26 protein-coding genes are annotated in these 24,215 nt (G+C 68.4%); 3 read left to right on the plus strand and 23 right to left on the minus strand.

Features of this window, described 5'->3' with window-relative positions:
• Nucleotides 1–3: 3 nt before the first annotated feature.
• From G6N47_RS24280 to gatC, 5 genes are all read right to left on the minus strand, one after another.
• The gene (locus G6N47_RS24280) at nucleotides 4–357 is read right to left on the minus strand and encodes a hypothetical protein (protein WP_139799274.1); all 354 of its coding nucleotides are present in this window, start codon (nucleotides 355–357) and stop codon (nucleotides 4–6) included.
• 33 nt (nucleotides 358–390) lie between these two features.
• A complete protein-coding gene (locus tag G6N47_RS24285; RefSeq protein WP_139799275.1) occupies nucleotides 391–1,398 on the minus strand; it encodes a MinD/ParA family ATP-binding protein in 1,008 nt (335 codons plus the stop codon).
• A gap of 99 nt (nucleotides 1,399–1,497) precedes the next feature.
• Entirely contained in the window at nucleotides 1,498–2,529 is a 1,032-nt protein-coding gene (locus tag G6N47_RS24290) for an ATP-dependent 6-phosphofructokinase (protein ID WP_083129576.1), read from the minus strand.
• 42 nt (nucleotides 2,530–2,571) lie between these two features.
• Nucleotides 2,572–4,044: an Asp-tRNA(Asn)/Glu-tRNA(Gln) amidotransferase subunit GatA gene (gene gatA, locus G6N47_RS24295; protein WP_083129577.1), complete on the minus strand. Its 1,473-nt coding sequence runs from the start codon at nucleotides 4,042–4,044 to the stop codon at nucleotides 2,572–2,574.
• On the minus strand, nucleotides 4,041–4,340 hold the full coding sequence (gatC, locus tag G6N47_RS24300; protein WP_083129578.1) for an Asp-tRNA(Asn)/Glu-tRNA(Gln) amidotransferase subunit GatC: 300 nt from the start codon (nucleotides 4,338–4,340) through the stop codon (nucleotides 4,041–4,043). The genes gatA and gatC overlap by 4 nt, the downstream gene beginning before the upstream one ends.
• Before the next feature lie 121 nt (nucleotides 4,341–4,461).
• Here gatC and G6N47_RS24305 point away from each other — a divergent pair, with 121 nt between their 5' ends.
• Nucleotides 4,462–5,121, plus strand: coding sequence for an ACT domain-containing protein (locus G6N47_RS24305; protein WP_139799276.1), 660 nt, complete (start codon nucleotides 4,462–4,464; stop codon nucleotides 5,119–5,121).
• A 1-nt stretch (nucleotide 5,122) separates the two neighbouring features.
• On the opposite strand, the gene G6N47_RS24310 is transcribed toward G6N47_RS24305, so the two are convergent.
• The 11 genes from G6N47_RS24310 to G6N47_RS24360 all read right to left on the minus strand — a co-directional run bounded on the left by G6N47_RS24310 (nucleotide 5,123) and on the right by G6N47_RS24360 (nucleotide 15,958).
• Nucleotides 5,123–6,181 (minus strand): hypothetical protein, encoded by a 1,059-nt coding sequence (locus G6N47_RS24310; protein WP_139799277.1) that lies wholly within the window; start codon nucleotides 6,179–6,181, stop codon nucleotides 5,123–5,125.
• The gene (locus tag G6N47_RS24315; RefSeq protein ID WP_083129580.1) at nucleotides 6,178–7,242 is read right to left on the minus strand and encodes a vWA domain-containing protein; all 1,065 of its coding nucleotides are present in this window, start codon (nucleotides 7,240–7,242) and stop codon (nucleotides 6,178–6,180) included. The genes G6N47_RS24310 and G6N47_RS24315 overlap by 4 nt, the downstream gene beginning before the upstream one ends.
• Nucleotides 7,239–8,330 (minus strand): vWA domain-containing protein, encoded by a 1,092-nt coding sequence (locus tag G6N47_RS24320; protein ID WP_083129581.1) that lies wholly within the window; start codon nucleotides 8,328–8,330, stop codon nucleotides 7,239–7,241. Before G6N47_RS24320 ends, G6N47_RS24315 begins: the two co-directional genes overlap by 4 nt.
• The gene (locus G6N47_RS24325) at nucleotides 8,321–8,797 is read right to left on the minus strand and encodes a hypothetical protein (protein WP_083129582.1); all 477 of its coding nucleotides are present in this window, start codon (nucleotides 8,795–8,797) and stop codon (nucleotides 8,321–8,323) included. The genes G6N47_RS24320 and G6N47_RS24325 overlap by 10 nt, the downstream gene beginning before the upstream one ends.
• Nucleotides 8,787–9,659 (minus strand): DUF58 domain-containing protein, encoded by an 873-nt coding sequence (locus tag G6N47_RS24330; protein ID WP_083129583.1) that lies wholly within the window; start codon nucleotides 9,657–9,659, stop codon nucleotides 8,787–8,789. The genes G6N47_RS24325 and G6N47_RS24330 overlap by 11 nt, the downstream gene beginning before the upstream one ends.
• A gap of 5 nt (nucleotides 9,660–9,664) precedes the next feature.
• A complete protein-coding gene (locus tag G6N47_RS24335) occupies nucleotides 9,665–10,672 on the minus strand; it encodes an AAA family ATPase (RefSeq protein WP_083129584.1) in 1,008 nt (335 codons plus the stop codon).
• A 2-nt stretch (nucleotides 10,673–10,674) separates the two neighbouring features.
• Nucleotides 10,675–11,856 carry an Rv0361 family membrane protein gene (locus G6N47_RS24340; protein ID WP_083129585.1) on the minus strand — a complete coding sequence of 394 codons (1,182 nt, stop codon included), beginning with the start codon at nucleotides 11,854–11,856 and terminating at the stop codon, nucleotides 10,675–10,677.
• 123 nt (nucleotides 11,857–11,979) lie between these two features.
• A complete protein-coding gene (gene ligA, locus G6N47_RS24345) occupies nucleotides 11,980–14,067 on the minus strand; it encodes an NAD-dependent DNA ligase LigA (RefSeq protein ID WP_083129586.1) in 2,088 nt (695 codons plus the stop codon).
• A gap of 19 nt (nucleotides 14,068–14,086) precedes the next feature.
• The gene (locus G6N47_RS24350) at nucleotides 14,087–14,392 is read right to left on the minus strand and encodes an ArsR/SmtB family transcription factor (protein ID WP_139799278.1); all 306 of its coding nucleotides are present in this window, start codon (nucleotides 14,390–14,392) and stop codon (nucleotides 14,087–14,089) included.
• Entirely contained in the window at nucleotides 14,389–14,877 is a 489-nt protein-coding gene (locus tag G6N47_RS24355) for an SRPBCC family protein (RefSeq protein ID WP_083129587.1), read from the minus strand. Before G6N47_RS24355 ends, G6N47_RS24350 begins: the two co-directional genes overlap by 4 nt.
• Before the next feature lie 67 nt (nucleotides 14,878–14,944).
• On the minus strand, nucleotides 14,945–15,958 hold the full coding sequence (locus tag G6N47_RS24360; protein ID WP_083129588.1) for a uroporphyrinogen decarboxylase/cobalamine-independent methonine synthase family protein: 1,014 nt from the start codon (nucleotides 15,956–15,958) through the stop codon (nucleotides 14,945–14,947).
• 36 nt (nucleotides 15,959–15,994) lie between these two features.
• Between G6N47_RS24360 and G6N47_RS24365 the strand changes: the two genes are divergently transcribed.
• Nucleotides 15,995–16,618: a sensor domain-containing protein gene (locus G6N47_RS24365; RefSeq protein ID WP_139799279.1), complete on the plus strand. Its 624-nt coding sequence runs from the start codon at nucleotides 15,995–15,997 to the stop codon at nucleotides 16,616–16,618.
• Nucleotides 16,619–16,669: 51 nt separating this feature from the next.
• Here G6N47_RS24365 and mnmA read toward each other — a convergent pair whose 3' ends face one another.
• The 3 genes from mnmA to G6N47_RS24380 are packed head-to-tail and all read right to left on the minus strand — an operon-like array spanning nucleotide 16,670 to nucleotide 19,584.
• A complete protein-coding gene (gene mnmA / locus G6N47_RS24370; RefSeq protein WP_083129589.1) occupies nucleotides 16,670–17,749 on the minus strand; it encodes a tRNA 2-thiouridine(34) synthase MnmA in 1,080 nt (359 codons plus the stop codon).
• Nucleotides 17,746–18,924 (minus strand): cysteine desulfurase family protein, encoded by a 1,179-nt coding sequence (locus G6N47_RS24375; protein ID WP_083129590.1) that lies wholly within the window; start codon nucleotides 18,922–18,924, stop codon nucleotides 17,746–17,748. Before G6N47_RS24375 ends, mnmA begins: the two co-directional genes overlap by 4 nt.
• 21 nt (nucleotides 18,925–18,945) lie before the next feature.
• The gene (locus G6N47_RS24380) at nucleotides 18,946–19,584 is read right to left on the minus strand and encodes a TetR/AcrR family transcriptional regulator (protein ID WP_169717226.1); all 639 of its coding nucleotides are present in this window, start codon (nucleotides 19,582–19,584) and stop codon (nucleotides 18,946–18,948) included.
• A gap of 69 nt (nucleotides 19,585–19,653) precedes the next feature.
• On the opposite strand from G6N47_RS24380, the gene G6N47_RS24385 reads away from it, so the two are divergent.
• On the plus strand, nucleotides 19,654–20,493 hold the full coding sequence (locus G6N47_RS24385) for a metal-dependent hydrolase (RefSeq protein WP_083129591.1): 840 nt from the start codon (nucleotides 19,654–19,656) through the stop codon (nucleotides 20,491–20,493).
• On the opposite strand, the gene G6N47_RS24390 is transcribed toward G6N47_RS24385, so the two are convergent.
• From G6N47_RS24390 to G6N47_RS24405, 4 genes are all read right to left on the minus strand, one after another.
• On the minus strand, nucleotides 20,472–21,323 hold the full coding sequence (locus G6N47_RS24390; protein WP_083129592.1) for a lysophospholipid acyltransferase family protein: 852 nt from the start codon (nucleotides 21,321–21,323) through the stop codon (nucleotides 20,472–20,474). The genes G6N47_RS24385 and G6N47_RS24390 overlap by 22 nt on opposite strands.
• Nucleotides 21,323–22,144, minus strand: a complete 822-nt coding sequence (locus tag G6N47_RS24395; protein ID WP_083130432.1) for a GNAT family N-acetyltransferase — start codon at nucleotides 22,142–22,144, stop codon at nucleotides 21,323–21,325. The genes G6N47_RS24390 and G6N47_RS24395 overlap by 1 nt, the downstream gene beginning before the upstream one ends.
• Nucleotides 22,145–22,297: 153 nt before the next feature.
• Complete coding sequence (locus tag G6N47_RS24400; RefSeq protein ID WP_083129593.1) at nucleotides 22,298–23,254, minus strand: electron transfer flavoprotein subunit alpha/FixB family protein; 957 nt, start codon at nucleotides 23,252–23,254, stop codon at nucleotides 22,298–22,300.
• A gap of 33 nt (nucleotides 23,255–23,287) precedes the next feature.
• Entirely contained in the window at nucleotides 23,288–24,088 is an 801-nt protein-coding gene (locus tag G6N47_RS24405; RefSeq protein ID WP_083129594.1) for an electron transfer flavoprotein subunit beta/FixA family protein, read from the minus strand.
• Nucleotides 24,089–24,215 lie beyond the last annotated feature (127 nt).

Below are 24,215 nucleotides of genomic sequence, written 5' to 3' on the forward strand. Positions count from 1 at the left end.
CGGTTAATCGTAGTGAGCACGGCTTCCCGCGTCGTCTCGGCCCGACCGCGACGAGCGGACCAGCTCGGGGTAGCGCGCGGCGATCCGCTGGCGTGTGGCCGTTGCCCGCTGGACGGTGTCGCGGGCCGCACGCCGCAATTCGCGGGACCGGGCAAGCGCCTTGCGGGCACGCTGGATCGCGCCGCCGGTGTCGATCTCGACGGTCATGTGCGTGGGGCCTCCGGCCGATGCCGCGACGCGCTGCGCGTGACGGGCCCGGTGTGCCTTCTGCCGGCACGCCGGTGAGCAATACCGCGCGTCGGCCCGGGCCTGGAAGCTGGTGCCGCAAATGCTGCACGTCAACGTCGTCGCCACCACGAAGCGTTACGTTACAGCTATCCGTTACGGGGCTTAGTGACGAGTTCCGGGGAACAGGTCGGCGAGGGCGGCAGCCATCTCCAAATAGCGGCGCCTGCTGTCCTGGCTCAGCCGCGACGGGACGATCTCTTTGTCGTCATGCACGTGCCGGTCGAACGGCAGCTCCACGACGCGCTCGGACGCAAACCGATCCGACAACTCCCGCAGTTCCCTGCCGACCCAGGCTCGCGGCTTTCGTTGTTCGGTGTGGTTGATCACCAGTGTGGCCGACTCGGTCAGTTTCTGATATCCGTTGCTGCCCAACCAATCCAGCCTCGACCTGGTCTTTCTGATCGCGTCGATCGACGTGTTGGTCACCAGCACCAGAGCCTCAGACTCCAGCAAAACCGCTTCGGAAACATTGGATTTGAGTGTCTTGCCGCAGTCCACCAGCAGCACCGAGTAGCGTTTGCGCAGCATCGAGAAAGCCTTGACGACATCGTCGCGCTTGATCTGCCAGTCACTGTGCGCATAGTCCGCGTGCCCGAAAACCTCCAAACCAGAGCTGTTTCGGTGACCGAGGCGATGGGCAAGGTCTCCGGTGTCGACGTCGACCGCGATCACCCGGTCGTCGCGCGCCTCGGCGAAGATCGAGCCAAGCGCCTCGACGACGGCCGTTTTTCCGACGCCGCTCTTCGCGCTCACCACCGCAATCGGGAAGGCGCCGGCCACCGGCACGCGGATCCGCTCGCGCAGGGCGCGTTCCTGGGCCTGCTGTTTGCCTTGTCCAGGTTCGCTTCGCGTCAGTTGGGCGAACAGATTGCGCAAGCCAGGCTTGGCGGGGACCTGGACGTCTTGGTTCTCGACGGTGTCAAGCACGGCCTGTTCCGGCTCAGCCTGGACCGGCGCGTCCATGTTGGTCAGCGGAACCGTCGCGCGGATGTCCGCCGGCGACGGGGGCGAGTATGCGCGTGCCTCGTCGCGTCGTCGCGCTGACGGCCGCCGTCCGGCCAGCGGCTCCGTTCGTTGAAACATGCCGCGATCAGGGCCGCGGTAATTCATGTTCCCGACCGTAGCATCAGCCCGGAGGATCGGAAAACCTTGGCAATGGCCGGGATTCGGTGAAAGGTTGGTGGCCCGCGGGTGAACGCGGGGTGGACGTCAGCCGAAAAACGCAGCCGCGTCGTCGTAGCGCCTCTGCGGTACCAGCTTGAGCTGGCGGACCGCATCGGCCAGCGGCACCCGGCCGATGTCCTGGCCACGCAGCGACACCATCTGGCCGTATTCACCCGCGTGCGCGGCGTCGGCCGCGTTCACGCCGAACCGGGTGGCCAGCACCCGGTCGTAGGCCGTCGGTGTGCCGCCCCGCTGCACGTGGCCCAGCACCGTCACCCGCACGTCCTTGTTGATCCGCTTCTCCACCTCGGCCGCCAGTTGCGTCGCGACGCCGGTGAAGCGCTCGTGCCCGAATTCGTCGATGCCGCCCTCACGCAGCATCATCGAGCCGGGAATCGGTTTGGCGCCCTCGGCCACCACGCAGACGAAGTGGGAGTCGCCGCGCTGAAAGCGCCTCTTGACCAGCCGGCACACCTCTTCGACATCGAAGGGCTGCTCGGGGATCAGCGTCATATGGGCGCCGGAGGCCAGCCCGGCGTTCAACGCGATCCAGCCGGCATGCCGGCCCATCACCTCCACCAGCATCACCCGCTGGTGTGATTCGGCGGTGCTGTGCAACCGGTCGATCGCATCGGTCGCCACCGTCAGCGCGGTGTCGTGGCCGAAAGTCACGTCGGTGCAGTCGATGTCGTTGTCGATGGTCTTCGGCACGCCGACGACGGGCACGTTCTCCTCGGAGAGCCAGTGCGCGGCGGTCAGCGTGCCCTCGCCGCCAATCGGGATCAGCACGTCGATGCCGTTGTCGTCCAGCGTCTGCATGATCTGCGGCAGCCCGGCACGCAGCTTGTCGGGATGCACCCGCGCCGTGCCGAGCATCGTGCCGCCCTTGGACAGCAGCCGGTCGTTGCGGTCGTCGTTGTGCAGCTGGATGCGCCGGTTCTCCAGCAAGCCGCGCCAGCCGTCCTGAAACCCGACCACCGACGACCCGTACCGGGCGTCGCAGGTACGAACCACCGCCCGGATGACCGCGTTGAGTCCTGGACAGTCGCCGCCTCCGGTCAGAACCCCGATCCGCATAGCCCCATCTTGCCCGGTGGCCGAGGCAATGGCAGGCGGATCTCAGATAGCCGTCGGCAGCGGGCCGCGGGCGGCCTCGTAAGCGGCGCCCACCCGGTATAGCCGGTCGTCGGCCAGCGCCGGGGCCATGATCTGCAACCCGACCGGCAGCCCGTCGTCTTCCGACAGCCCTGACGGCACCGACATGCCGCAATGGCCCGCCAGGTTCAGCGGCAGCGTGCACAGGTCGAACAGATACATGGCCAGCGGGTCGTCGACCTTCTCCCCCAACCGGAATGCCGTCGTCGGGGTTGCGGGCGACACCAGCACGTCGACGGACGTGTATGCCGCGTCGAGGTCGCGGGCGATCAGCGTGCGCACCTTCTGGGCCTGGTTGTAGTAGGCGTCGTAGTAGCCGGCCGACAGCGCGTAGGTGCCGATCATGATGCGCCGCTTGACTTCCGGCCCGAACCCGGCGGCGCGGGTCATCGCCATCACATCTTCGGCGCTGTGCGTGCCGTCGTCGCCGACCCGCAAGCCGTAGCGCATCGCGTCGAACCGCGCCAGGTTCGAAGACACCTCCGAGGGCAGGATCAGGTAATAGGCGGCCAGCGCGTAATCGAAATGGGGACAATCGACTTCGCTCACTTCGGCGCCGAGCTTGGTCAGCTGCTCGACCGCGTCGTTGAACGACGCCAGCACGCCCTGCTGGTAGCCCTCGCCGCTGTGGAGCTGGCGGACCACGCCGACGCGCACACCGTGGAGGTCCCCTGCCGCGCCGGCTTTTGCGGCACCCACCACGTCGGGCACCTCAGCGTCCACGGATGTGGAGTCTTTGGCGTCGTGCCCGGCGATTACCCGGTGCAGCAGCGCGGCGTCGAGCACGGTGCGTGCGCACGGGCCACCTTGGTCCAGCGACGACGCACACGCCACCAGGCCGTAGCGCGACACCGTGCCGTAGGTGGGTTTGACGCCGACGGTCGCGGTCAGCGCGGCCGGCTGCCGGATGGAGCCGCCGGTGTCGGTGCCGATGGCCAGCGGCGCCTGAAACGCCGCCAGCGCCGCCGCGCTGCCCCCGCCGGAACCGCCGGGCACCCGCTCGGTGTCCCACGGGTTGCGGGTCGGGCCGTAGGCGGAGTTCTCCGTCGAGCTGCCCATCGCGAACTCGTCCATGTTGGTCTTGCCGAGGATCGGAATGCCCGCCGCCCGCAACCGTGCCGTGACGGTGGCGTCGTACGGGGAGCGCCAGCCCTCCAAGATCTTGGACCCGCAGGTGGTGGGCATGTCGACGGTGGTGAATACGTCCTTGAGCGCCAGCGGCACCCCGGCCAGCGCGGAGGGCAGCTGTTGCGCGTTGTCGACGGCAGCGGCGGCGGCCAGCGCCTTCTCGGCCGCGACGTGCAGGAAGGCGCCATAGCGCTCGTCGGTGGCTTCGATCTGGTCGAGGCAGGCCTGGGTGATTTCGACCGACGACACCTCTTTGGCCGCGATCTTGGCGGCCAGCGTCGCCGCGTCCAGGCGGATGAGGTCGCTCACTGCTCTTCCCCGAGGATTTGCGGGACGGCGAAGCGGCCGTCGACCGCGGCCGGAGCTTGGTTGAGCGCCTGCTCCTGCGTCAGGCAGGGCCCGATCTCGTCGGGGCGGGTGACGTTGACGTCCTTGAGCGGGTTGTCGGTCGCTTCGACGCCGGTGACGTCGACGGCCTGGATCACGCTGACATGGGTCAGGATGGCGTCGAGTTGGCCGGCGAAGCTGTCCAGTTCGGCGTCGGTCAACGCCAGCCGGGCCAGCCGGGCCAGGTGGGCCACGTCGTCACGGGAGATCTGGGACACGAGGCAAAAGCGTAGCGGTGCCCGCCGAAATGCCGCGAGCGCGTGCGGCGGCGATCGCAAGCGCGGCGAAGCCGGGCGCCGCCGGGTCGCCGCCCGACCGGCACTGTGCGACAGTGTGCGCGTGCCTTCCTATCTGCTGCGGGTTCAGCTGGCCGACCGACCGGGCAGCCTCGGCTCGCTGGCGGTCGCGCTCGGCTCGGTGGGCGCCGACATCCTCTCGCTCGACGTGGTCGAGCGCGGGTCCGGCTATGCGATCGACGATCTGGTGGTCGAGCTGCCGCCCGCGGCCATGCCCGACACGTTGATCACCGCGGCCGAGGCGCTCAACGGCGTTCGGGTGGACAGCCTCCGGCCGCACACCGGACTGCTGGAGGCCCACCGCGAACTCGAGCTCATCGACCACGTCGCGGCGGCGGGCGCGACGCCGGCGAAGCTGCGGGTGCTGGCCGACGAGGCGCCGCACGTGCTGCGGGTGGGCTGGTGTGCGGTGCTATGCAGTTCGCCGGCCGGTCTGCGGCTGGTCGTCGGCAGCTCCGGCGTCCCGGAAACCCAGCCGGATGCGGCGCCGTGGATGCCGATCGAGCGGGCGATCGCGCTGGACGGCGGCGCCGCCTGGGTGCCGCAGGTCTGGCGGGAGATGGACACCACTTTGGTCGCGGCGCCGCTGGGTGAGCCGAACACCGCGCTGCTGCTGGGCCGGCCCGGGGGTCCGGAGTTTCGGCCGTCAGAGGTGGCGCGGCTGGGTTATCTGGCCGGCATCGTTGCGACGCTGCTGCACTGAGCTATTCGCTGCTCTCGCCGTAGGCGTTCGAGCTGTCCAGCAAGGTTCGCAACCGGTCCAAGGGGTCGCCGCTGCCGGTGCCCAACCGCGGGGCGGCACTGGGACTGCCGACGCTGGGCAGTCGGTCGGGGCTGACCGGGTTGAGGGCATCGCCTTCGCCGGCCGGTCCCTCACCGCCCGGGGGCGCTTGACCGCCGGATCCTGCGGGAGGTGCACCCGAACCTCCTTGCGGCGGCGGCGATCCGGGGTCCTGGCCCGACGGCGGAGGCGGCGACCCCGGACCCTGGTCCGGAGGTGGCGGGTTGCCCTCGCCCGGCGGCGGTGGCGAACCCGAGCCGCCGCCAGACCCACCTCCGTCACCGCCCGAGCCACCACCCTGGCCGGCCGACGAATCCGACGGCGGTGACTCCGGCTGGCTAGACGACGGCGGTGGCTTGTGCAGTTTGTCCAGCTTCTGCTGCAGCCGCGGCAGCGCCTCGTGGCGAATGCGGCGACGATCCGCATCCGGGTCGCTGTTTCCCGCGAAACAGCCCTGCGGGGCCTCCTTGACCACGGTGATCGCGCTGTTGTACCGCTGCTCGGCCACCTGTACGTTGCCGGAGCGGGCGGCGAGATCGCCCAGTGTCTCGATGACCAGCTCGAGGTTGACCCGCGCCGGACAGGACTGCGTAAAACCGGTGTGCGCCAACGACTCCCGGAACGCAGCACTGGCGTCGTCGAGTCGGCCCTCCAGAACCGCCAGATCCCCATCGGCGAACGATGTCTTGGCCGGCTCGAAGATGTCGAAGGATTTCAGCGCGGAGACGTCGTCGCGCAGCGCGGAGACGTCGTCGCGCAGCGCGGCGATGTCGTGCGCGGCGAAATCGCTGATCGCCGAATCGCTCACCACCGCAACGCTGATCATCTTGGCCGCCGCCAGCAACAACACGACGACCACCGGCAGGGAGAACAGGAACAGCCGCCACCGCAACCGGATCCGCGACGGCCCCGAGCGCAACCGCGCCAATGCGCCTTGCACCCGAGAACGGATCGCGAAATTCGGTGCCTTGCGCAGCATCATCGCGACACGTCCTGACGCGCCATGCGATTGAGCCGGAACTCGCGGATGGTCAACACGATCTCGGCCAGCAGCAGCACCGTCGACAACGCGGTGAACACCCAGTACAGCTCGCGGCGCTCGATCAGCTTGGAGGCCCGCAGCGAGCCGGCATCCTCGGAGGACACCCCGGGCGGATCCACCGCTGGCAGCACGGCGGCGATGCCCTGGCCGCTATCGCGATGGAAATACGGCACTTTCAGCTCGCCGGCGACGTCCTTGAGTTTCTGCTCGTCCAGCGTCGAGGCCAGCTCGGTGCCGGTCGCCGGATCGGTTTGGTAGACCAACGTGGCGTTCACCCAGCCCTGCGGGATCGGGCCACCGGCGACGGTGCCATAGCCCAGCACCGCGCCGCCGGCGATCGCGTCGTGGGGCGGATCGAACGAGGCGCGTGAGACGCGCGAACCGCCGTCGCCCGCACCGAAATAGAACACCAGGCTCTTCGAGCCCGGAAACAGGTCAGCGGCGGACTCGAGTTGTTCGCTTAGGATGCTCCTGGCCGCAGCCGGGTCGGCCTGATACATCGCGTCGGGTGGAGCGACCGTGTACGACGACAGACCATGCACCATCGATCGCAGGCTCCAGGCGTCGTCGGAGAGCGGCCAATCCAGCGTCGCTTTCGATGCGAACGAGATGACCGCGAACCGTGCCCGGTGGTATTCGCCGATCAGCGCGTCGATGTCGGAACGGATTCCGCTCATTCGCGATTGGTGGTCGCCGTAATCCTCCACCCGCGAATTCACCGAACGATCCACCACGAAGTACACATTCAGATTCGGGTCGGCCGCGGCGGTGCGGTTGGGTTGGTCGGCCGAGCCGCCGGCCAGGTCGATGCCCGGCCGCGCCGCCGCGAACACCAACAGCAGCACGGCCAGCGTCAAACCGCACCAGCGCAACACGACCCGCCGGTAGCGGCCGCTGCCGGTGCGGACCAGCACCCGATACAGCGCCACCATCCGCACCGCGATCAGCGCGACTGCGATCACCACGAGAACCGCAGGCGCAAAGACCGGATTGAACGTCATCGCCGCAGCACCGCCAGTGACAGCCCCAGCAGGGCGGCGAACGCCAACGCGGCAATCAGCGCCAACCGCGGCGAGTCAAACGACTCGATCGAGACCACTTTGCCGTTGGGAAGCGTCGCCTGCGGCGGGTTGTCGCGAACCTGGTCGAGGATGCGGGTCAGCGTCGCGTCGGCCCCGGAATCGCTCGACGTGACCCCGGATGGGTTGTACAGGAAGAACTTTCCGCCGCTCGATTCGGCGATCGAACGCAAAGTGTCGTTGGCTTGCGGTGAGCTCTGCGCGACATCGGAACGTGAGATCGCGTTGATCTGCACACCGGCGTCCGCCGCCATCTTCGCCACCGCCTGCTGGGTGAACAGGGCGGGCCGCGTCTCGTTCGGCGGCCGCGGCGCGCTGTAGCCGATGTAGACCAGCGATCGCCGATGGGTGCTCTTGGTGTCGAACGACGGAAACCCGGTCAGGCACAAGGCAAGGTTGTCTTCGAGGCTGGTCGCATAGTCGATGTAGCTGACCCGCTGGCTGAATTCCTCGATCCCGGACTGTAGTGCGCGGCGGTCACCCTCGGGTACCGCTTTGTTGGCGGCCAGGTCTTGCTGGGTACGGGCGAGCTTGGCGAAGTGCTCGAACCGCTCGGCCGCATATCCGTGGTCGCGAGTCAACGGAACCACCCGCAGACTTGTCGACGTCAGCCCGATGCGTTGGGTGCCATAGGACTTGGCTTGCTGGGCGTAGTAGCCGAGGAAGTTGGCGGTGGTGGGGTCGGTGACGGGTTCTCCGACGCACAGCATGATGTCATCGGGATGCTGCACCTCGAATTCCTTTGTCACCGATGACATTCCCATGGGCCGGGCGCTGGCGACCAGGGCCGTGGCAAAGGTCGCCAGCAGTAGCGCGCCGGTGATCACCATGGACAGGAAATAGATCCGGTACACGCGCGCATACTCGGGCAGCCGGGTGAGGCGGTCGACATGCGCCAGCGGCCGCAGCTGACGGTGGACCTTGGGCATCGGCAGCAACGCCGCCGCGGCGATACAGCCCGCAAGGCAAGCAATGCCCACGGCGATCAGCGGCCACCACCTCAGCTCCATGACCGGATGAGCTCCTCGGTGGATCGGCCGACCGCACCGACGTCGACGCGGCTTTCGGCGTTGAACTGAATGTCGCCCAGCGCCTCGAACAGCGGGCCGGCCGAAGCCAGGTCACCGGACGCGATGTCGCCGACATGCAGGTACTGCGCCCGGGTTCCGGTCGCCAGGAACAGAAAGCTGCGCAACGTGCGGCTGATCGCGGCAGCGGCCTGCCGCGCGGAAATGGCGCCACTGCGGTGCTGGCCGCAGATCCTGGCCACCGAGCGCGCGAAACGCCATCGTAGTAGCCGCCCGTGCAGGCCGCCGATCACCGGCATGGCGCGCAGTCGGGCCGGCGGCATGGTCCACACGAAAACACCTGTAAGCCACGCTATTACGGCAACAATGAGACACACGGCGGCCCACAGCCACCACGGCGAGAACGGCAGCGGACCGCTCACGTATCGCAGCAGGTCGTCAGCCGGCATTGCGGTACGCCTCGGCCATCTCGACGATGCGCGGACGGATCTCGGCGCTGTCGCCGATCTTCGCGAAGCGGACGTGATGCGACGTGAGGAACTGGTCAAGCTGCACGGCACGCCGCTGCTCGGCGGCTTGGTAGGCGGCGACGACGCGGGGCCCCAGCGTAGCGCCATTGAGCACGAATTTGCCTGTGGACACGTCGAATCCGTCCTGCTCGCCCTCATCCGAGCCGACGGCCGGCAGATCGGTGATCATCAGCCAGATCAGCTCGTGGCGCCCGACGAGCTGGTTGAGCACCTCGTCGAGGCGTGCGCTCACATCTGGTTCGTCGGAGACGACGACCAGCAGCAGCCGCCGACGGTGGGCGCGGGTCACATATTCCAGCTGGCTGACGATATCGCTGGGCCCCGGATCTGTCGTGGCGCTGCTGTAGTAGAGCTCGAGCATGCTTTCGATGTGCGTCTCGCCGCGCCGGTTGCGGATGTTGGCGCAGCCGCGCGAGTCGCCGTACACCATGCCGATTTCGTCGCTGCGACCCATCGCGATCAGGCCGATCGCGCCCATCACGTTGGCGGCGATGTCGCGTTTGATTTCGCCGTTCGGTGCCAGCGCCGACATGTTCCGTCCGGCGTCGGCGACTAGCAGGATCTTGTGATGTCGCTCGGAGACATAGCGTTTGATCAACACCGTCCCGGCCCGCGCCGATGCTTTCCAGTCGATGTCGCGCACGTCGTCGCCGGCGACGTACGGCCGAAGGTCGTCGAGTTCGAGGCTGCGGGTGTGCAGAAGGGCGTACCGTCCGCCCTCGAGCAGGCCTCGGGTATCGGTGCCGAAATACAGGCGCGCCCGGTTGAGGTGCTTGCCCATCGGCGTCAGGGAACTCGAACCGAAGCCAGCACAGCGTCGATCACGATCTCCGGGGTGACCTTGGCCCGGACCGCTTCGAATCCCAGGATCAGCCGGTGGCGCAGCACCCGGTAGGCCAGCTTGTGGATGTCGTCGGGAATGACGTGGTTGCGACCGCTCAGCACCGCCAGTGCCCGCGCCGCACGGCAAAACGCAATGGTGGCACGGGGACTGGCGCCGTACTCCACCAGTTTGGCCAGATGCGGCGGCAGGAACTGCTCGGCGTTGCGAGTCGCGTGCACTAACTGGCTTGCGTAGTGCACCAGGACCTGGTCCATGTGCACGTTGCGCACCACCTGCTGCAGGCGCCGGATGTCGTCGAGACCGACCACCGGGCGCGGCTTTCGATCACGGTCGTACACACCGGCGTCGATGCGGAAGATGACCTCGGCTTCCTCCTGCGGCATCGGGTAGCGCAGCACCTCTTTGAGCATGAACCGGTCGGTCTGCGCCTCCGAGAGTGGATAGGTGCCTTCCTGGTCGACGGGGTTCTGGGTCGCGATCACCACGAACGGGTCCGGTATCGGGTAGAGCTGGCCGGCGATCGTGGTCTGGCGCTCCTCCATGGCTTCCAGCATCGCGCTTTGCGTCTTGGCACTGGAGCGGTTGATCTCGTCGAGCAACACGATGTTGGTGTGCACCGGCCCCAGTTGGGTGGTGAACGAATTGGTCGACGAGTCATAGATCTGCGTGCCGATGATGTCGCTGGGCAGCAGGTCCGGAGTGCACTGGATGCGCTGGAATCCACCGGAGATTGAATCGGCGACCACCCGGGCCGCCGTCGTCTTCGCCAGTCCCGGAACACTTTCCAGCAGGATGTGGCCTCCGGTCAGCAACCCGATCAGCAATGACTCGCGCAGATTCTCTTGTCCGACAACCTTGCTGGAGAACACTTGGGTGATCGCGTTGACAACGCGGTAGGCGTTGTCCATGTCCTGGCGGTTGGGCTGAAGTCGAATATGTTCGGTTGTCATGGTCAGTGCCAATTGATCGTCGGTGGACTTTGCGAAAGATCGGCCTCGCCGATGAGAATGGCGGGCGCGGTACCCGTCACGCTCGAGCCATCCCTTGTTTGAGCCGTAAACCCGAAGGTGGTCTGCATGGTGACGAGCGCCGTCATCTTCATCGGCACGAAACGGATTTCGGCGTTGTTGGCGTCGGGCGCTTGCCAGTTCACCGTTCCGTCGACGATGCCGGGCTGGAACATCTTCTGCGGGCATTGTTCGGGCATCAGGGATTTCGATTGCGCGCAGGTGTCGAGTCGCTGTTTGACTGCGGCGACGATATCCGCACGGCCCGCATCGCTGACCGAGAGCGTGGGAAGGATCGCGGCCGAGGCGGCGGACGCCAGCGATTCGAGCAACACCGGCTTGGCCTTCACGGCGATGTTCTTGTTGCTCGAACCCCAGTCGATCCAACCGGGAAATACGTAGGCCACCGATTTGCCGATCGGCTTACCGAACGCGGTGAGCGTCTCCATCGCCTGATTGGTGGCGGTGAAGCGGGTGAAGTCCAGCCGTACCGCACTGGCGTCGAGTTTCCAACCGCCGTCGGCCTTTTTGACCGCCAATGTGGCATCGGAGCTCTGGTCGCCGAAACTCACCGTCACGTGGACCTGGCCCGTGCCGGACGCGTCGCTGGCATTGTCGCCGAGGATGCGGACGTTGGAGATCGGCATCTTCTCGGTTTGCTTTTTGAGGATGTCGTCGCTCAGAAGCTCCTTGGAGGCGGGCTGGTCGGCACCCGCGGACAGCGCCGCCTCCGCGTCGCCGCGCGCCAGCGCTTCCAGGTAGCCCTTGACCGCCGCACTCGGACTGCCCGCGCCGCTTCCGCCGCCCCCGCCGAACAACGTGAATGCCCCGACGATGCCGATCACCACGATCACCGCCACCCCGGCGCCGACCGTCACCAGCAGCGCCTTGCGGTGACGACGCCCGGCGCGCGGTTGGACCGGGAACTGCGGACCCCATTCCGGCGCGCCGACAGGTCCCCAGCCGGGCGGTGGCGGCGGTGGCGGCTGCTGGGCCGGCGGTGCCTGCCACTGGCCCGGCGGCTGCGGCGGCGCGGGCGGCGTCCAGCCGGTGGGCGGGGCCGGTGCGGGTCCCCCGATCGGGTTGGGACCGCCGTAGTTGCGCCCCGCGCCCGACGAATTCGTCACTGCACTCCTCCCGCAGAAATAGGCGGCGAACACCGCTTGGCGGGCGGCGCCGGCACCGCAGAGCCGGTGAACCCCGAAAGTCTAACCAGACGCCGACGGGCCAGATGACGCGAATTCGGCAGGCTATTCGGCCGTGCCCGAAATCCCGGCGGGCCCGTTGTCCAGCAATCGGCGAAAACCGTCCTCGTCGAGGATCGGCACGCCGAGTTCGACGGCCTTGTCGTATTTGGATCCGGGCGAATCCCCGGCGACCACGTAGGCGGTTTTCTTCGACACCGAGCCGGCGGCCTTGCCGCCCCGCGCGACGATGGCCTCCTTGGCGTCGTCGCGGGAGAAGCCGACCAGCGACCCGGTCACCACGATCGACAGCCCCTCCAGCGTGCGGGGCACGCTGGTGTCGCGCTCGTCGGCCATCCGCACCCCGGCGGCACGCCACTTGTCGACGATCGCGCGATGCCAGTCGACGGTGAACCACTCTTTGACCGCGTCGGCGATGGTCGGCCCCACTCCCTCGACGGCGGCCAGCTGCCCGGTGGACGCCGACGTGATGGCGTCCAGGCTGCCGAATTCGGTGGCCAGGGCGCGGGCGGCCGTGGGCCCGACGTGCCGGATGGACAGTGCCACCAGCACCCGCCACAGCGGCTGCTGCTTGGCCTTGTCGAGGTTGGCCAGCAGCCGCTTGCCGTTGGCCGACAGCGTGCCGGCTTTGGTTTTGAATAGGTCCGTTTGGAGCAGATCGTCCTCCGTCAGCGTGAACAGATCACCTTCGTCGGCAATGACTTTCGCCTTCAGCAGCGCGATGCCCGCCTCGTAACCCAGCCCCTCGATGTCCAGCGCGCCGCGGCTCGCGACGTGAAACACCCGCTCCCGCAGCTGCGCCGGACACGACCGCGAGTTGGCGCAGCGGATGTCGGCGTCGCCCTCCTTGGCGGGCGCCAGCGTGGTGCCGCACTCGGGACACGTTGTGGGCATGACGAATTCGCGTTCCGACCCGTCGCGCAGGTCGACGACCGGCCCCAGCACTTCGGGAATCACGTCGCCGGCCTTGCGGATCACCACGGTGTCGCCGATGAGGACGCCCTTGCGTTTGACTTCCGAGGCGTTGTGCAGCGTCGCCAACCCGACCGTCGACCCGGCGACTTTCACCGGTGTCATGTAGGCGAACGGGGTGACCCGCCCGGTGCGCCCGACGTTCACCCGGATGTCGAGCAGCTTGGTCTGCGCCTCCTCAGGCGGGTACTTGTAGGCGATGGCCCAGCGCGGCGCCCGCGACGTCGAGCCGAGCCGGCGCTGCAATGACACTTCGTCGACTTTGACCACTACACCGTCGATTTCGTGGTCGACGTCGTGGCGGTGCTCGCCCCAGTAGGCGATGCGCTCGTGCACGCCGGCCGCTCCGTCCACCCGGGTGGTGTGCTCGGAAACCGGCAGGCCCCAGGCTTTCAGCGCGAGGTAGGCGTCGTGCAGGCTGGCCGGCCGGAAGCCTTCGGCGTGTCCCAGACCGTGGCAGATCATCCGCAGCTTGCGGCGGGCGGTCACCGCGGGGTCCTTCTGCCGCAGCGATCCCGCCGCGCTGTTGCGCGGGTTGGCGAACGGTGTCTTGCCGTCCTCGACCAGCGCGGCGTTGAGCGCCTCGAAGTCGGCCAGCCGGAAGAAGACCTCGCCGCGCACTTCGAGCACGGCGGGCACCGGGTAGTCATTGTTGGCTTTCAGGCGCTCGGGGACGTCGTCGATGGTGCGGGCGTTGAGTGTGACGTCCTCGCCGGTGCGGCCATCGCCCCGGGTGGCCGCCCGGGTCAGACGGCCATCGCGATATACCAGCGACAGTGCGACGCCGTCGATTTTCAGCTCGCACAGGTAGTGGGCGTCGTCGCCCACCTCGGCGCGCACCCGGGCCGCCCACGCGTCGAACTCTTCGGCGCTGAACACGTTGTCCAGCGACAGCATCCGCTCCAGGTGCTCGGCCGGCATGAAATCGGTGGCAAAGCCGGCGCCGCCGACCAGCTGGGTGGGTGAATCAGGCGTCCGCAGCTCCGGATGCTCGTCCTCGAGGGCTTCCAGGCGGCGCAACAGCTCGTCGAACTCGGCGTCGGAGATGATCGGCGCGTCGCGCACGTAGTAGCGGAACTGGTGCTCGCGCACCTCGTCGGCCAGCTCCCGCCATTGCCGGCGGACCTCCGGCGGGACCGAGTCAACCTCTGCTGCGCTCACACTCGCAGGCTATCGAAGCTCAGTCCTCGACATAGTTCCGTAACCGGTCGATCGCGGCATCCCAACGGCGCGACAGCTGCGCGAGGTAGTCGCTGGCCTGCGCCAGCGGCTGGGTCTGCAATGCCCAGATGCGCTCGCGGCCGCGACGACTGCTGGTGACCAACCCGGCCGCCTCCAGCTGTTCCAAGTGTTTGGTGGCAGCCTGACGGGTGACCGGAACTGCTTGCGTCACTTGGGAAGTCGAGCTGGGCCCGCCGTCACAGAGCTTGACGACGATGCGCAGCCGGTTCGGGTCGCCCAAGGCGCAAAAGAGCGGTGCCGTCACACGCGCTGCTCCAGCGCCAAATACTTGCGCACCAGCTCGACCTGGTGTGCCCAGCCCTTGGCGTTGGACTCGAACGCGGTCGAGCGCCGCGCGGCGGGCAGGGCGTCGAAGCCGGATTCGACGATGGTGAGCAGCACGCCGTCGGGCGTCTCGTCCAGGGTGAACTCGACTAGCGTGGTCGGCTCGTGGTCGGTGTCCGGTTCGCCGGCGCACGGATGCCAGCGGTAGGCGAACCTTTTCCGCGGTTCCACCGCGACGATCTGCCAGGTGCTTGTGTTCCCGGCGTGCGGCTGTTGAAGTTTGGCGACCTCGTCGTCGACGGTCGTCGGGGTGATCGTCCCGGTGACCGACGTGCCGGCGGCGAACGGCCCGTCGAAACCGACGCCGAACCATTGCCCGAATTCGTCCGCGTTGCTGATCGCCCGCCACACCCGGTCCAGCGGCGCGCGCAGCAGTACCTGCTTCTCGATTCGATCCGTACTCATATGCAACCTCCTGGTTGCGTTTCAGTAGACCATGGTCTTGGCTGATGCGCAACCTATTGGTTGCGCTTCAGATCGCGTCGGGATCGTCCGCGAGCGCCTCGGCGGCCTTGCGGGTCAGGTCGATGGCGGTGCGGGCCCATTCGGGTGTCGCCCCGGCCAGGCCGCACGCGGGGGTGATGCCGATCCGGTCGCGCAGCGCCGCGCGGGAAAACCCGAGCCGGTCGATCACCGCGACGGCAGCCTTGGCGACTTCCTCCGCCGACGGCCGGCGGGCCGGCGCGGTGGCGGCCACCGCGCCCAGCACGACGGTGCGGCCGGAGTCGACGAACTCCGCGACGCCGTCCAGATCGGCGGCCTGCAGTGCCGTCACGTCCACCGACACCGCGTGAATCTTGCTGCGCTGCAACACCTTCCACGGCAGGCCCGGCGCGCAACTGTGCACCAGGACGTCGGCGCCGGCGGCGGCCACACAGCCGTCGAGCAGCGTGATGGCCAGCGTCTCGTCGATCGGGTGCACCGGGGTCAGTGCCGTCACCCCGGTCAGCCGTCCGGCCAGCGCCGCCGGCATCGACGGTTCGTCGAACTGCACGACGACCGGTGTGTCGAGCCGCCGCGCGACCGTCGCCCGGTGGGCGGCCACCCCTTCGGCCAGCGACGCGGCCAGGTCGCGGATCGCGCCGGCGTCGGTGATGGCGCGGTGGCCGTTGCTCAGCTCCAGCTCGGCGGCCAGGGTCACGGGTCCGGGCGCTTGCACTTTGACGGGACGGCCGCTGCCCCGCAGGCCCGCCGTCTCCCAGGCCTCTTCCAGCGCGTCGACGTCCTCGTCGAGCAGGCTGACCGCTCGGCGCGTCACGGCGCCGGGACGCGCCGCGACGCGGTAACCGCGCGGCACGGTGTCGATCGCGACGTCGATCAGCAGTGCCCCGGCGCGCCCTATCGTGTCGGCGCCCACTCCCCTGCCGGGCAGCTCGACGATATGGGCCAGCGCGCCGGCCAATTCGCCGACCACGACCTCCGCGGCCTGCCGCGCCGTGGTGCCGGGCCACGATCCGATCCCGCTGGCCGTCGCGAAAGCAGTCACCGGCCAACCGTACGGGTCCGCGATTAGCCTCGAAGAATGCGGATGCCGCCGCTGCTGGTGTGGTGCTCGGTGTTGCTGAGTGTGGCCTGCACCCGGGTGGTCGGCGGCGTGGCGGTGCCGGCGTTTCCCGGGACGCTCAGCGCGTCGCCCGTCGACGTCGACCAGATCCTGCTCGATCAGGGCCGCATGCAGGCGATTACCGGCGGCGGCGAGCACCTGACGATCATCCCGTCGATGGACGGCAATGCGCCGGTAGACCTCGACGCGCTCGCTGCGACGGCGCCGCCGCAATGCCGGTTCATCTACGCCGACACCGCCACGTTCGGACCCGACGTCGAGGACTTCCACAAGACCACCTTCCAATACCCGCCGCAGGGCGGGCTGATCTCCGAGGGCGCGGCCGCCTATCGCGATACCGACGCCGCCAAACACGCCTTCGACGTCCTGGTGTCAACGGTCGAGAGCTGCGCGACCACATCGGACGGATTCGTCTACATCGGCGACTGGCATGCCGACGCCCAGTCGTTGCACACCCGCCCCGGAGGCTGCGGGCGCGATTACCGGCTCAAGTCGGTGGTGTTGCTGGAGGTCACGTTCTGCGGCTTCCCGGAGTCGGTGTCCGACATCGTGATCACGAACATCGCTGCGAACATCCCGTAGCCGCCGAACGTGAAATGGTTGCGAAAATCCGGCCGGAATTTCGCAATGGCTTCACGTTGGGCGAGATTGAGCGATCGTGGCGCTGGCGATCACCTCGTCGCCGTCGGCGTCGGGGCGATACAGCACCAGCGTCTGGCCGGGGGCCACGCCGCGCAGTGGAGTGCGCAACCGCACCAGCAGCTCGTCGCCAGCCAATTCGGCTACGGCATCGACGGTTTCGCCGTGGGCGCGCACCTGGACCGCGCACTCGACGGGCCCCGAGGGTGCACTGCCCGCGGTGAAGACGGGCTTCTGCCCGGTGAGCGTCCACACGTCCAGGTCGGCTGCGGCGCCGACTCGCACCGTGCCGCTGTCGGCGTCGATTGCGGTGACATAGCGCGGACGGCCGTCCGGGCCGGGACCGGCAATGCCCAGTCCCTTGCGCTGTCCGATCGTGAAACCGTGCACGCCGTCATGCTCCGCGAGCACCGTCCCGTGCGCGTCGACCACGGTGCCGCGACGGACCCCGATGCGGCTACCCAGAAAAGCGCGGGTGTCGCCGGACGGGATGAAGCAAATGTCGTGGCTGTCAGGCTTTTCCGCCACCGCCAGGCCGCGACGGGCGGCCTCGGCGCGGATCTGCGGCTTAGGGGTGTCGCCGATCGGGAAGGCGGCATGGCGCAGCTGCTCGGCGGTCAGCACCGCCAGCACATAGGACTGGTCCTTGTCGCGGTCGACGGCGCGGCGCAGCCGCCCGTCGGCCAGCCGGGCGTAATGCCCGGTGGCCACGGTGTCGAAGCCCAGGGCGAGCGCGCGGGCCGCCAACGCCGAGAACTTGATCCGCTCGTTGCAGCGCACGCACGGGTTGGGGGTTTCTCCCCGGGCGTAGGACGACACGAAGTCGTCGATCACGTCCTCTTTGAACCGCTCGGCGAAATCCCAGACGTAGAACGGGATTCCGAGCACGTCGGCGACCCGGCGAGCGTCGGCAGCGTCCTCCTTGGAACAGCAGCCCCGCGATCCCGTGCGCAGCGTGCCCGGCGCGCTCGACAGCGCCAGGTGCACACCGACCACGTCGTGCCCGGCGTCGACCATCCGGGCGGCAGCCACCGACGAGTCGACACCGCCGCTCATCGCGGCCAGCACCTTCATCGCGATACCCCCGCCGCAGCCAGCGCGGCCTGCCGGGCCCGGGCGACCGCGCCCGGCAGCACCCGCAGCGCCGCGTCGACGTCTTCGTCAATACTGGTGTGCCCCAACGACAATCGCAACGATCCGCGGGCACTGGCCGCATCGGCGCCCATCGCGAGAAGAACATGCGACGGCTGCGCTACCCCTGCCGTGCAGGCCGAACCGGTCGAGCATTCGATTCCGTTGGCGTCCAACAACATCAGCAGTGCGTCACCCTCGCAGCCGGCAAAGGTGAAGTGCGCGTTGCCCGGTAGCCTCGCCTCTCGAGGCCCATTGAGCCGCACGTCGTCGATCCCGGTCAGCACCCCGTCGATCAGCCGGTCGCGCAGGACCCGCAGCCGCGCGCTGTTGGCCTCCAGCCCGTCCACCGCGATCTGTGCGGCCGCAGCCATGCCGACCGCGCCTGCGACATCCGGTGTGCCGGAACGAATATCGCGTTCCTGCCCGCCGCCGTGCGACAGCGGCACGCAGCTGACGTCGCGGCGCAGCAGCAACGCCCCAACTGCCGGTGGGCCGCCGAACTTGTGCGCGGCCACGCTCATCGCGGACAGCCCGCTGGCCCCGAATCCGACCGGCAGCTGACCCACCGCCTGAACGGCATCGCTGTGCATCGGTACGTCGAATTCAGCTGCGATAGCGGCGAGTTCGCTGACCGGCATGATTGTGCCGACCTCGTTGTTGGCCCACATCACCGAGACCAGCGCGACGTCGTCGTGGTTCTCCAACACGTCGCGCAGGGCGGCCGGCGACACCGAGCCATCGGCGGCGGCCGGCAGCCAGGTCACCTCGGCGCCTTCGTGTTCGGCGAGCCAGTTGATCGCGTCCAGCACGGCGTGGTGTTCGACCGCGGTGCTCACGATGCGACGGTGGCGTGGCTCGGCGTCGCGGCGCGCCCAGTAGATGCCCTTGATCGCCAGGTTGTCGCTCTCGGTGCCGCCGGCGGTGAAGATGACTTCGGACGGGCGCGCGCCAAGCCGGTCGGCGATCAGCTCGCGAGACTCCTCCATCCGGCGCCGCGCGGCGCGGCCGGCGGTGTGCAGCGACGAGGCGTTACCCACGGTGGCCAGCACGGCCGTCATCGCCTCGATGGCAGCGGGATGCATCGGGGTGGTGGCGGCGTGGTCGAGGTACACCATGACCTGCCCAGGATACCGACGCTATTGGTCTCCGCCGTCTGCCAGGACGTAGGCGGCGAGGCTGCCCAGCAGCCCGGCGCAGTGCTCGACGAGTTGATCTGGGGTGTAGTCGAGTTCGCCGTCGGCCCAGCGGCGCAACACCTCGAACACGCCGCCGACGCCCACGATGGCGGCGAGTCGGCCGACCTTGGCCGCCGACTCGGAGATGTCCAGGTGCAGCCGGGCCTGCTGCCACACGAGGTCGGCGAAGCTGGCCATCAGCTCGCTGCGCAGTTGGCGCAAGGTGGGTTCGGTGCCGGATTCCACGAACAGAATCCGGCCCAGCCGGGGATCGTCGCCCATCATGGTCAGCAGCGCGCGAATCGGGGCTTGCGCCAACGCGTCTGGCGCGGAGCTGCTTTCGGGGATGGCCTTGAGGATGGCCTCTTGGATGGTGGTGCGGAGTTGCTCGGCGACGGCGCGCAGCAGCGCGTCGCGGTCCGCGAAGTGCTGGTAGAAGTAGCGCGACGTGACCCCCGAGGTGGCGCACACGGCGGTCACCGTGGTGTCGGCGGCGCCTCGGGTACCCATCAGCTCGATCGCCGTGTCGATCAGGCGCGCCCGGCGCCCGGCCTCGCGCTGTTCGGCTGTCAGGCCGCCGTAGATCCGCGCCGGGCTCACGGGCTATAGTCTGTCATTCCCATCTGACTAGGCGTAAAGTCACATGTGAGCTTGCCAACAGGAGGACCGATGCCCCAGCGTCCAGTATTGAAAGCCCGCCGCGTCCAGTTCACGCTGCCCACGGGCACCCGGAAGCATTTCGCCGGCGACGACCTGGTGATGAGCCACCTCGTCGCGATGCTGTCCGCGGTGTTTCCGGAGGGCGAAGACTTCTTCATCCGGTCCGTGCGCAACTATCGCGACCAGATCACCGACCCGGAATTGCAGCAGGCGGTCAAGGGATTCATCGCCCAGGAGGCCACCCACCGCCAGCAACACCGGATGCTCAACGAGCGACTTCAGGACATGGGTTATCCCACCGCGCGGTTCGACCGCCACGTCACGTGGTTGCTCGCCAAGCTGGAAAAGGTGTTCTCCACGGAGATGGCCCTGGCCGGCACCGCCGCGCTGGAGCACTACACGGCGACGTTGGCGGAGCTGCTGCTCACCGACGAGCAGATGCTCGACCTGCTCGGCCGATCGGACGTGCGCCCGATACTGCTGTGGCACGCCTTCGAAGAGTGCGAGCACAAAGCCGTGGCCTTCGACGTCTTCCAGGCCGTCGGCGGAACCGAGCGGACCCGGGTGCGGGCCATGCGGATCGCCACCGCGATCTTCCTGGCCGAGATGGTGATCCAGACGCTCCGGTCGATGGCCCGCGACCGTGCGTCCTACAACCCGCGACGGCTGCTGCGAAGCCTCAACGATTTCCGCAAGTCGCCGCTGGTGAGCGCCGAGACCCGTCGTCGCATCGCCTCCTACACCCGCCCGGGCTTCCACCCCGACGACTGGGACACCACCGAGCTCCTCGACCGCTGGTCGAAGGAACTCTTCGACGCGGACGGAAATCAGCTGGCGCAGGCGCGGTAGCTTCTGCCGACGAGACGCGCGCCCCACGCCTGATCGCCCACCGCGAGGTCGTCGCGCACCGCGGCCTGGCAGCGTCGGGCGAGCTCGCGCCGGTCGGTGCCCGGCAGCTGTAGGGATTCGACGCACACCCGCGCCACCGTGCAGCGCGCGGACAGCAGGCGTCGCATCGAGGTCAACAAGGTGTCGTCGCCGATGAAAGCCGGGGCGGTCGAGACTCGGCCGTCGCCGTGGTGGTATTTCAGCCGCAGCGGCTGGACCGGTCGGCCCGCGTCGATCGCGGCCTGGAACAGTGCCGGACAGAACGGCCCCGACGCGAGGCCACACCAGGTGGTGCCCTCCGGGAACGCCACGACCGTGTCACCGGCGCGTAGCCGATCAGCGACGGCGTCCACCACTGCGGGGAGCCGCCGCAGGCTGTCGCGCTCGATCGGAATGACCTTGAAGATGCGGGCGACCAGCCCGACGGCAGGCCAGGCGAGCAGATCGGCGCGCGCGACGAACGCGCCGGGAAGCACCGCGCCGATCGTGACGACATCCAGCCAGGACATGTGGTCGCTGACCACCAGGACGCCGGGCAGGTTACGAATCGGCCCACCCGTCACCGCGATGCGCACACCAAAACAGCGCAAGACCAGCCGGCAGTAGGCGCGCTGCGCCCACGACCGGCCGGGTAGCGGAACGGCGAGCAGTGGCAGCGCCGGCACCAACGACAGCACAAGCAACACCCGCAGCGCCACCATCGACCGTCGGGCTGCGTCACCGGCGCCCGCTTGCAGGCACGTGTCATCGCAGAATGCTCGCGGCCACCAGGCATGAGTGGGTGCGCTCATCAGGCCACCTTGCGTGTCGCCTCGGCGGCCGCCGACACCGATCGCAGGCGGCGCAGATAGCGCGTGTCGGCGCGGTTCTTGTCCAGCAGCGCCGGAAAGTCAGCCACGCCGAACGCGGCGTCGTAGGCCGGCTCACCACAAACCTGCGCGCCGAGCCGCAGGTAGCCGCGCAAGAGCGGCGGGATCGCCGGCCGCGCCGGCGCGGGGATTTCGTCGAGGGGGCGTCCGTCGATGATCACAGGCCGATACGGATGCACCCGGTACCGCGGCGGGGCGGCGTGGCGACGTAGGACGAAGTCGCGCACGCCGCGGATCTGGCTGCCCGGTTCTTGACCGTCCCCGCGGACCGGAACCGACACGCAGCCGGTGACGAAGTCGTAGCCGCGTCGGTCGAGGTAGGCGAGGATTCCGGCCCACATCAGCAGGACCACCGCGCCGTTGCGGTGATCCTTGCGGACCACCGCGCGTCCCATTTCGACCAGCGACGGCCGCAGCGGATCGAGTGCTGCCATGTCGAATTCGGTTGCGGTGTAAAGGCCGCCGGCCGCAATGGCGCCGGCCGGCGAGAGCATGCGGTAGCAGCCCACCAACTCGCCTGAGTTGTCTTCGCGGACAAGCAGATGGTCACAGTGCTCGTCGAACCGGTCGGCGTCGAGGCCCGCAGTCCCGGTCAGCGCGAAGCCCGGCTCGCTGCTGAACACCTCGTGGCGCAGCCGCTGTGCGGCCTCGATCAGGGTGGGGTCGGTGGACAGCAGCAGGGAATAGCGCGGGGTCTTGGTCGATGGTCGATCGGCGGCGAGGAGTACAGAAAAAGTGCTCACAGCCAGCACCGTTGCGCAGCCGTTCAGCTAACCGGCATCGTCGCCGTAACGTGTTCGTGCACGGTAGATGACTATGTTGCAGCGAACATCGGGCGAGACGTAAAAAGCCCCCGACACACCGGGTGCCGGGGGCTTTTACGTCTGGTGGCGATCTCAGCCCTTGCGGGCCTTCACCGCCTCGGTCAGCTGCGGCGCGACCTTGAACAGGTCGCCCACCACGCCGTAGTCGGCGATCTCGAAGATCGGCGCCTCTTCGTCCTTGTTGACCGCGATGATCGTCTTGGACGTCTGCATGCCGGCGCGGTGCTGGATGGCTCCGGAGATGCCCAGCGCGATGTAGAGCTGCGGCGACACCGTCTTACCGGTCTGACCCACCTGGAACTGGCCCGGGTAGTAGCCGGAGTCCACGGCGGCGCGCGACGCGCCGACCGCGCCGCCCAGCGAGTCGGCCAATTCCTCGACCACGGAGAAGTTCTCGGCGCTGCCCACGCCACGGCCACCGGAGACCACGATGCTGGCCTCGGTGAGCTCCGGGCGATCGCCCGCGACGGCGGGCTGCCGCGAGGTGACCTTGGCGGCGTTCTCGGCGGGTGCGGGCACCTCGACGGTGACCTGCTCGCCCGCACCGTCGGCCGGTTCGGCGTCAATGGCGCCGGCCCGCACGGTGATCACCGGGGTGTCGCCGTTGGCCTGCGCCTCGACGGTGAACGCGCCACCGAAGATGGAGTGCACGGCCTTGCCGCCCTCCTTGATGTCGACGACGTCGACCAGCAGGCCAGAGCCGATCCGGGCGGCCAGCCGGCCGGCGATCTCCTTGCCGTCGGCGCTGGCGGCCAGCAACACCGCCGCCGGCGACGACGATTCGGCCAGCGCGGCCAGCACGTCGACCTGCGGGGTGATCAGGTAGTTGTCGGCGACGTCGGATTCGGCGACATAGATCTTGGCGGCGCCGGCCGACTTCAGCCCGTCGACCAGCGGCTCGGCCGTCCCGGGTGTACCGACCACGACAGCGGCGGGCTCGCCCAGCCGACGGGCCGCGGTGATGAGTTCTGAGGTGACTTTCTTCAGCGCACCTTCGGCGTGCTCGACGAGCACCAGTACTTCAGCCATGAGTGTGTTCCGTGTCTTTCGGGTCTAGTGGTTTTAGATGATCTTTTGCGCAACCAGGTATTCGGCGATCTTGGTGCCGCCGTCGCCCTCGTCCGTGACCTTCTCACCGGCGGTCTTGGGTGGCTTGGGGCTCGCCGAAAGCACCGAGGATCCGGCGTTGGCCAGCCCGACTTCGTCGGCCTCGACGCCGATCTCCGCGAGCGTCAGGACGGTGACTTCCTTCTTCTTGGCGGCCATGATGCCCTTGAACGACGGGAAGCGCGGCTCGTTGATCTTCTCGTTGACGCTGACCACGGCAGGCAGCGACGCCTCCAGCGTGAACACGCCGTCGTCGGTCTCCCGCTCGCCGGTGATTTTGCCGCCCTCGACCGAGAGCTTGCGCACGTGGGTGAGCTGCGGCAGGCCGAGGTACTCGGCGATGATGGCCGGCACCGCGCCGCCAGTGCCGTCGGTGGACTCGTTGCCGGCGATCACCAGCTCGGTGCCCTCGATGGTGCCCAGGGCACGGGCCAGCGCCCACCCCGTCTGGATGACGTCCGAGCCGTGCATGCCGTCGTCCTTGAGATGCACGGCCTTGTCGGCGCCCATCGACAGCGCCTTGCGGATCGCCTCGGTGGCCCGCTCGGGGCCGGCGGTCAGCACGGTCACCGAGCCCTCGACGCCGTCGGCGGCCTCTTTCTCCCGGATCAGCAGCGCCTCTTCGACTGCGCGCTCGTTGATCTCGTCCAACACGGCGTCGGCGGCCTCGCGGTCCAGGGTGAAGTCGCCGTCGGTGAGCTTGCGCTCCGACCAAGTGTCTGGGACCTGCTTGATCAGGACCACGATGTTCGTCATGAGTGTGCTTCGTCCTCCTCGAAGGAGTCCTGTAGCCGGCGGCGACAGGAGCTCGGTCACGTGCTACTCGACCGCAAACGCATGTTACTAGCCGGTAACTTTGTGCGGTTCGCTCTCACACCATAGC

It is taken from the genome of Mycobacterium branderi, assembly GCF_010728725.1.
GTDB lineage: Bacteria > Actinomycetota > Actinomycetes > Mycobacteriales > Mycobacteriaceae > Mycobacterium > Mycobacterium branderi.

Bases quoted from the DNA above. Each gene is read 5' to 3' on its own strand.
- G6N47_RS24325 (WP_083129582.1), bottom strand. From the start codon at position 8,797: ATGCCGGCTGACGACCTGCTGCGATACGTGAGCGGTCCGCTGCCGTTC.
- G6N47_RS24320 (WP_083129581.1), bottom strand. From the start codon at position 8,330: ATGGAGCTGAGGTGGTGGCCGCTGATCGCCGTGGGCATTGCTTGCCTT.
- G6N47_RS24375 (WP_083129590.1), bottom strand. From the start codon at position 18,924: ATGGTGTACCTCGACCACGCCGCCACCACCCCGATGCATCCCGCTGCC.
- G6N47_RS24355 (WP_083129587.1), bottom strand. From the start codon at position 14,877: ATGAGTACGGATCGAATCGAGAAGCAGGTACTGCTGCGCGCGCCGCTG.
- G6N47_RS24315 (WP_083129580.1), bottom strand. From the start codon at position 7,242: ATGACGTTCAATCCGGTCTTTGCGCCTGCGGTTCTCGTGGTGATCGCA.
- G6N47_RS24310 (WP_139799277.1), bottom strand. From the start codon at position 6,181: ATGATGCTGCGCAAGGCACCGAATTTCGCGATCCGTTCTCGGGTGCAA.
- G6N47_RS24400 (WP_083129593.1), bottom strand. From the start codon at position 23,254: ATGGCTGAAGTACTGGTGCTCGTCGAGCACGCCGAAGGTGCGCTGAAG.
- G6N47_RS24390 (WP_083129592.1), bottom strand. From the start codon at position 21,323: ATGAGCGCACCCACTCATGCCTGGTGGCCGCGAGCATTCTGCGATGAC.
- G6N47_RS24335 (WP_083129584.1), bottom strand. From the start codon at position 10,672: ATGACAACCGAACATATTCGACTTCAGCCCAACCGCCAGGACATGGAC.
- G6N47_RS24290 (WP_083129576.1), bottom strand. From the start codon at position 2,529: ATGCGGATCGGGGTTCTGACCGGAGGCGGCGACTGTCCAGGACTCAAC.
- G6N47_RS24405 (WP_083129594.1), bottom strand. From the start codon at position 24,088: ATGACGAACATCGTGGTCCTGATCAAGCAGGTCCCAGACACTTGGTCG.
- G6N47_RS24285 (WP_139799275.1), bottom strand. From the start codon at position 1,398: ATGAATTACCGCGGCCCTGATCGCGGCATGTTTCAACGAACGGAGCCG.
- G6N47_RS24385 (WP_083129591.1), top strand. From the start codon at position 19,654: ATGCCCCAGCGTCCAGTATTGAAAGCCCGCCGCGTCCAGTTCACGCTG.
- G6N47_RS24330 (WP_083129583.1), bottom strand. From the start codon at position 9,659: ATGGGCAAGCACCTCAACCGGGCGCGCCTGTATTTCGGCACCGATACC.
- G6N47_RS24365 (WP_139799279.1), top strand. From the start codon at position 15,995: ATGCGGATGCCGCCGCTGCTGGTGTGGTGCTCGGTGTTGCTGAGTGTG.
- mnmA (WP_083129589.1), bottom strand. From the start codon at position 17,749: ATGAAGGTGCTGGCCGCGATGAGCGGCGGTGTCGACTCGTCGGTGGCT.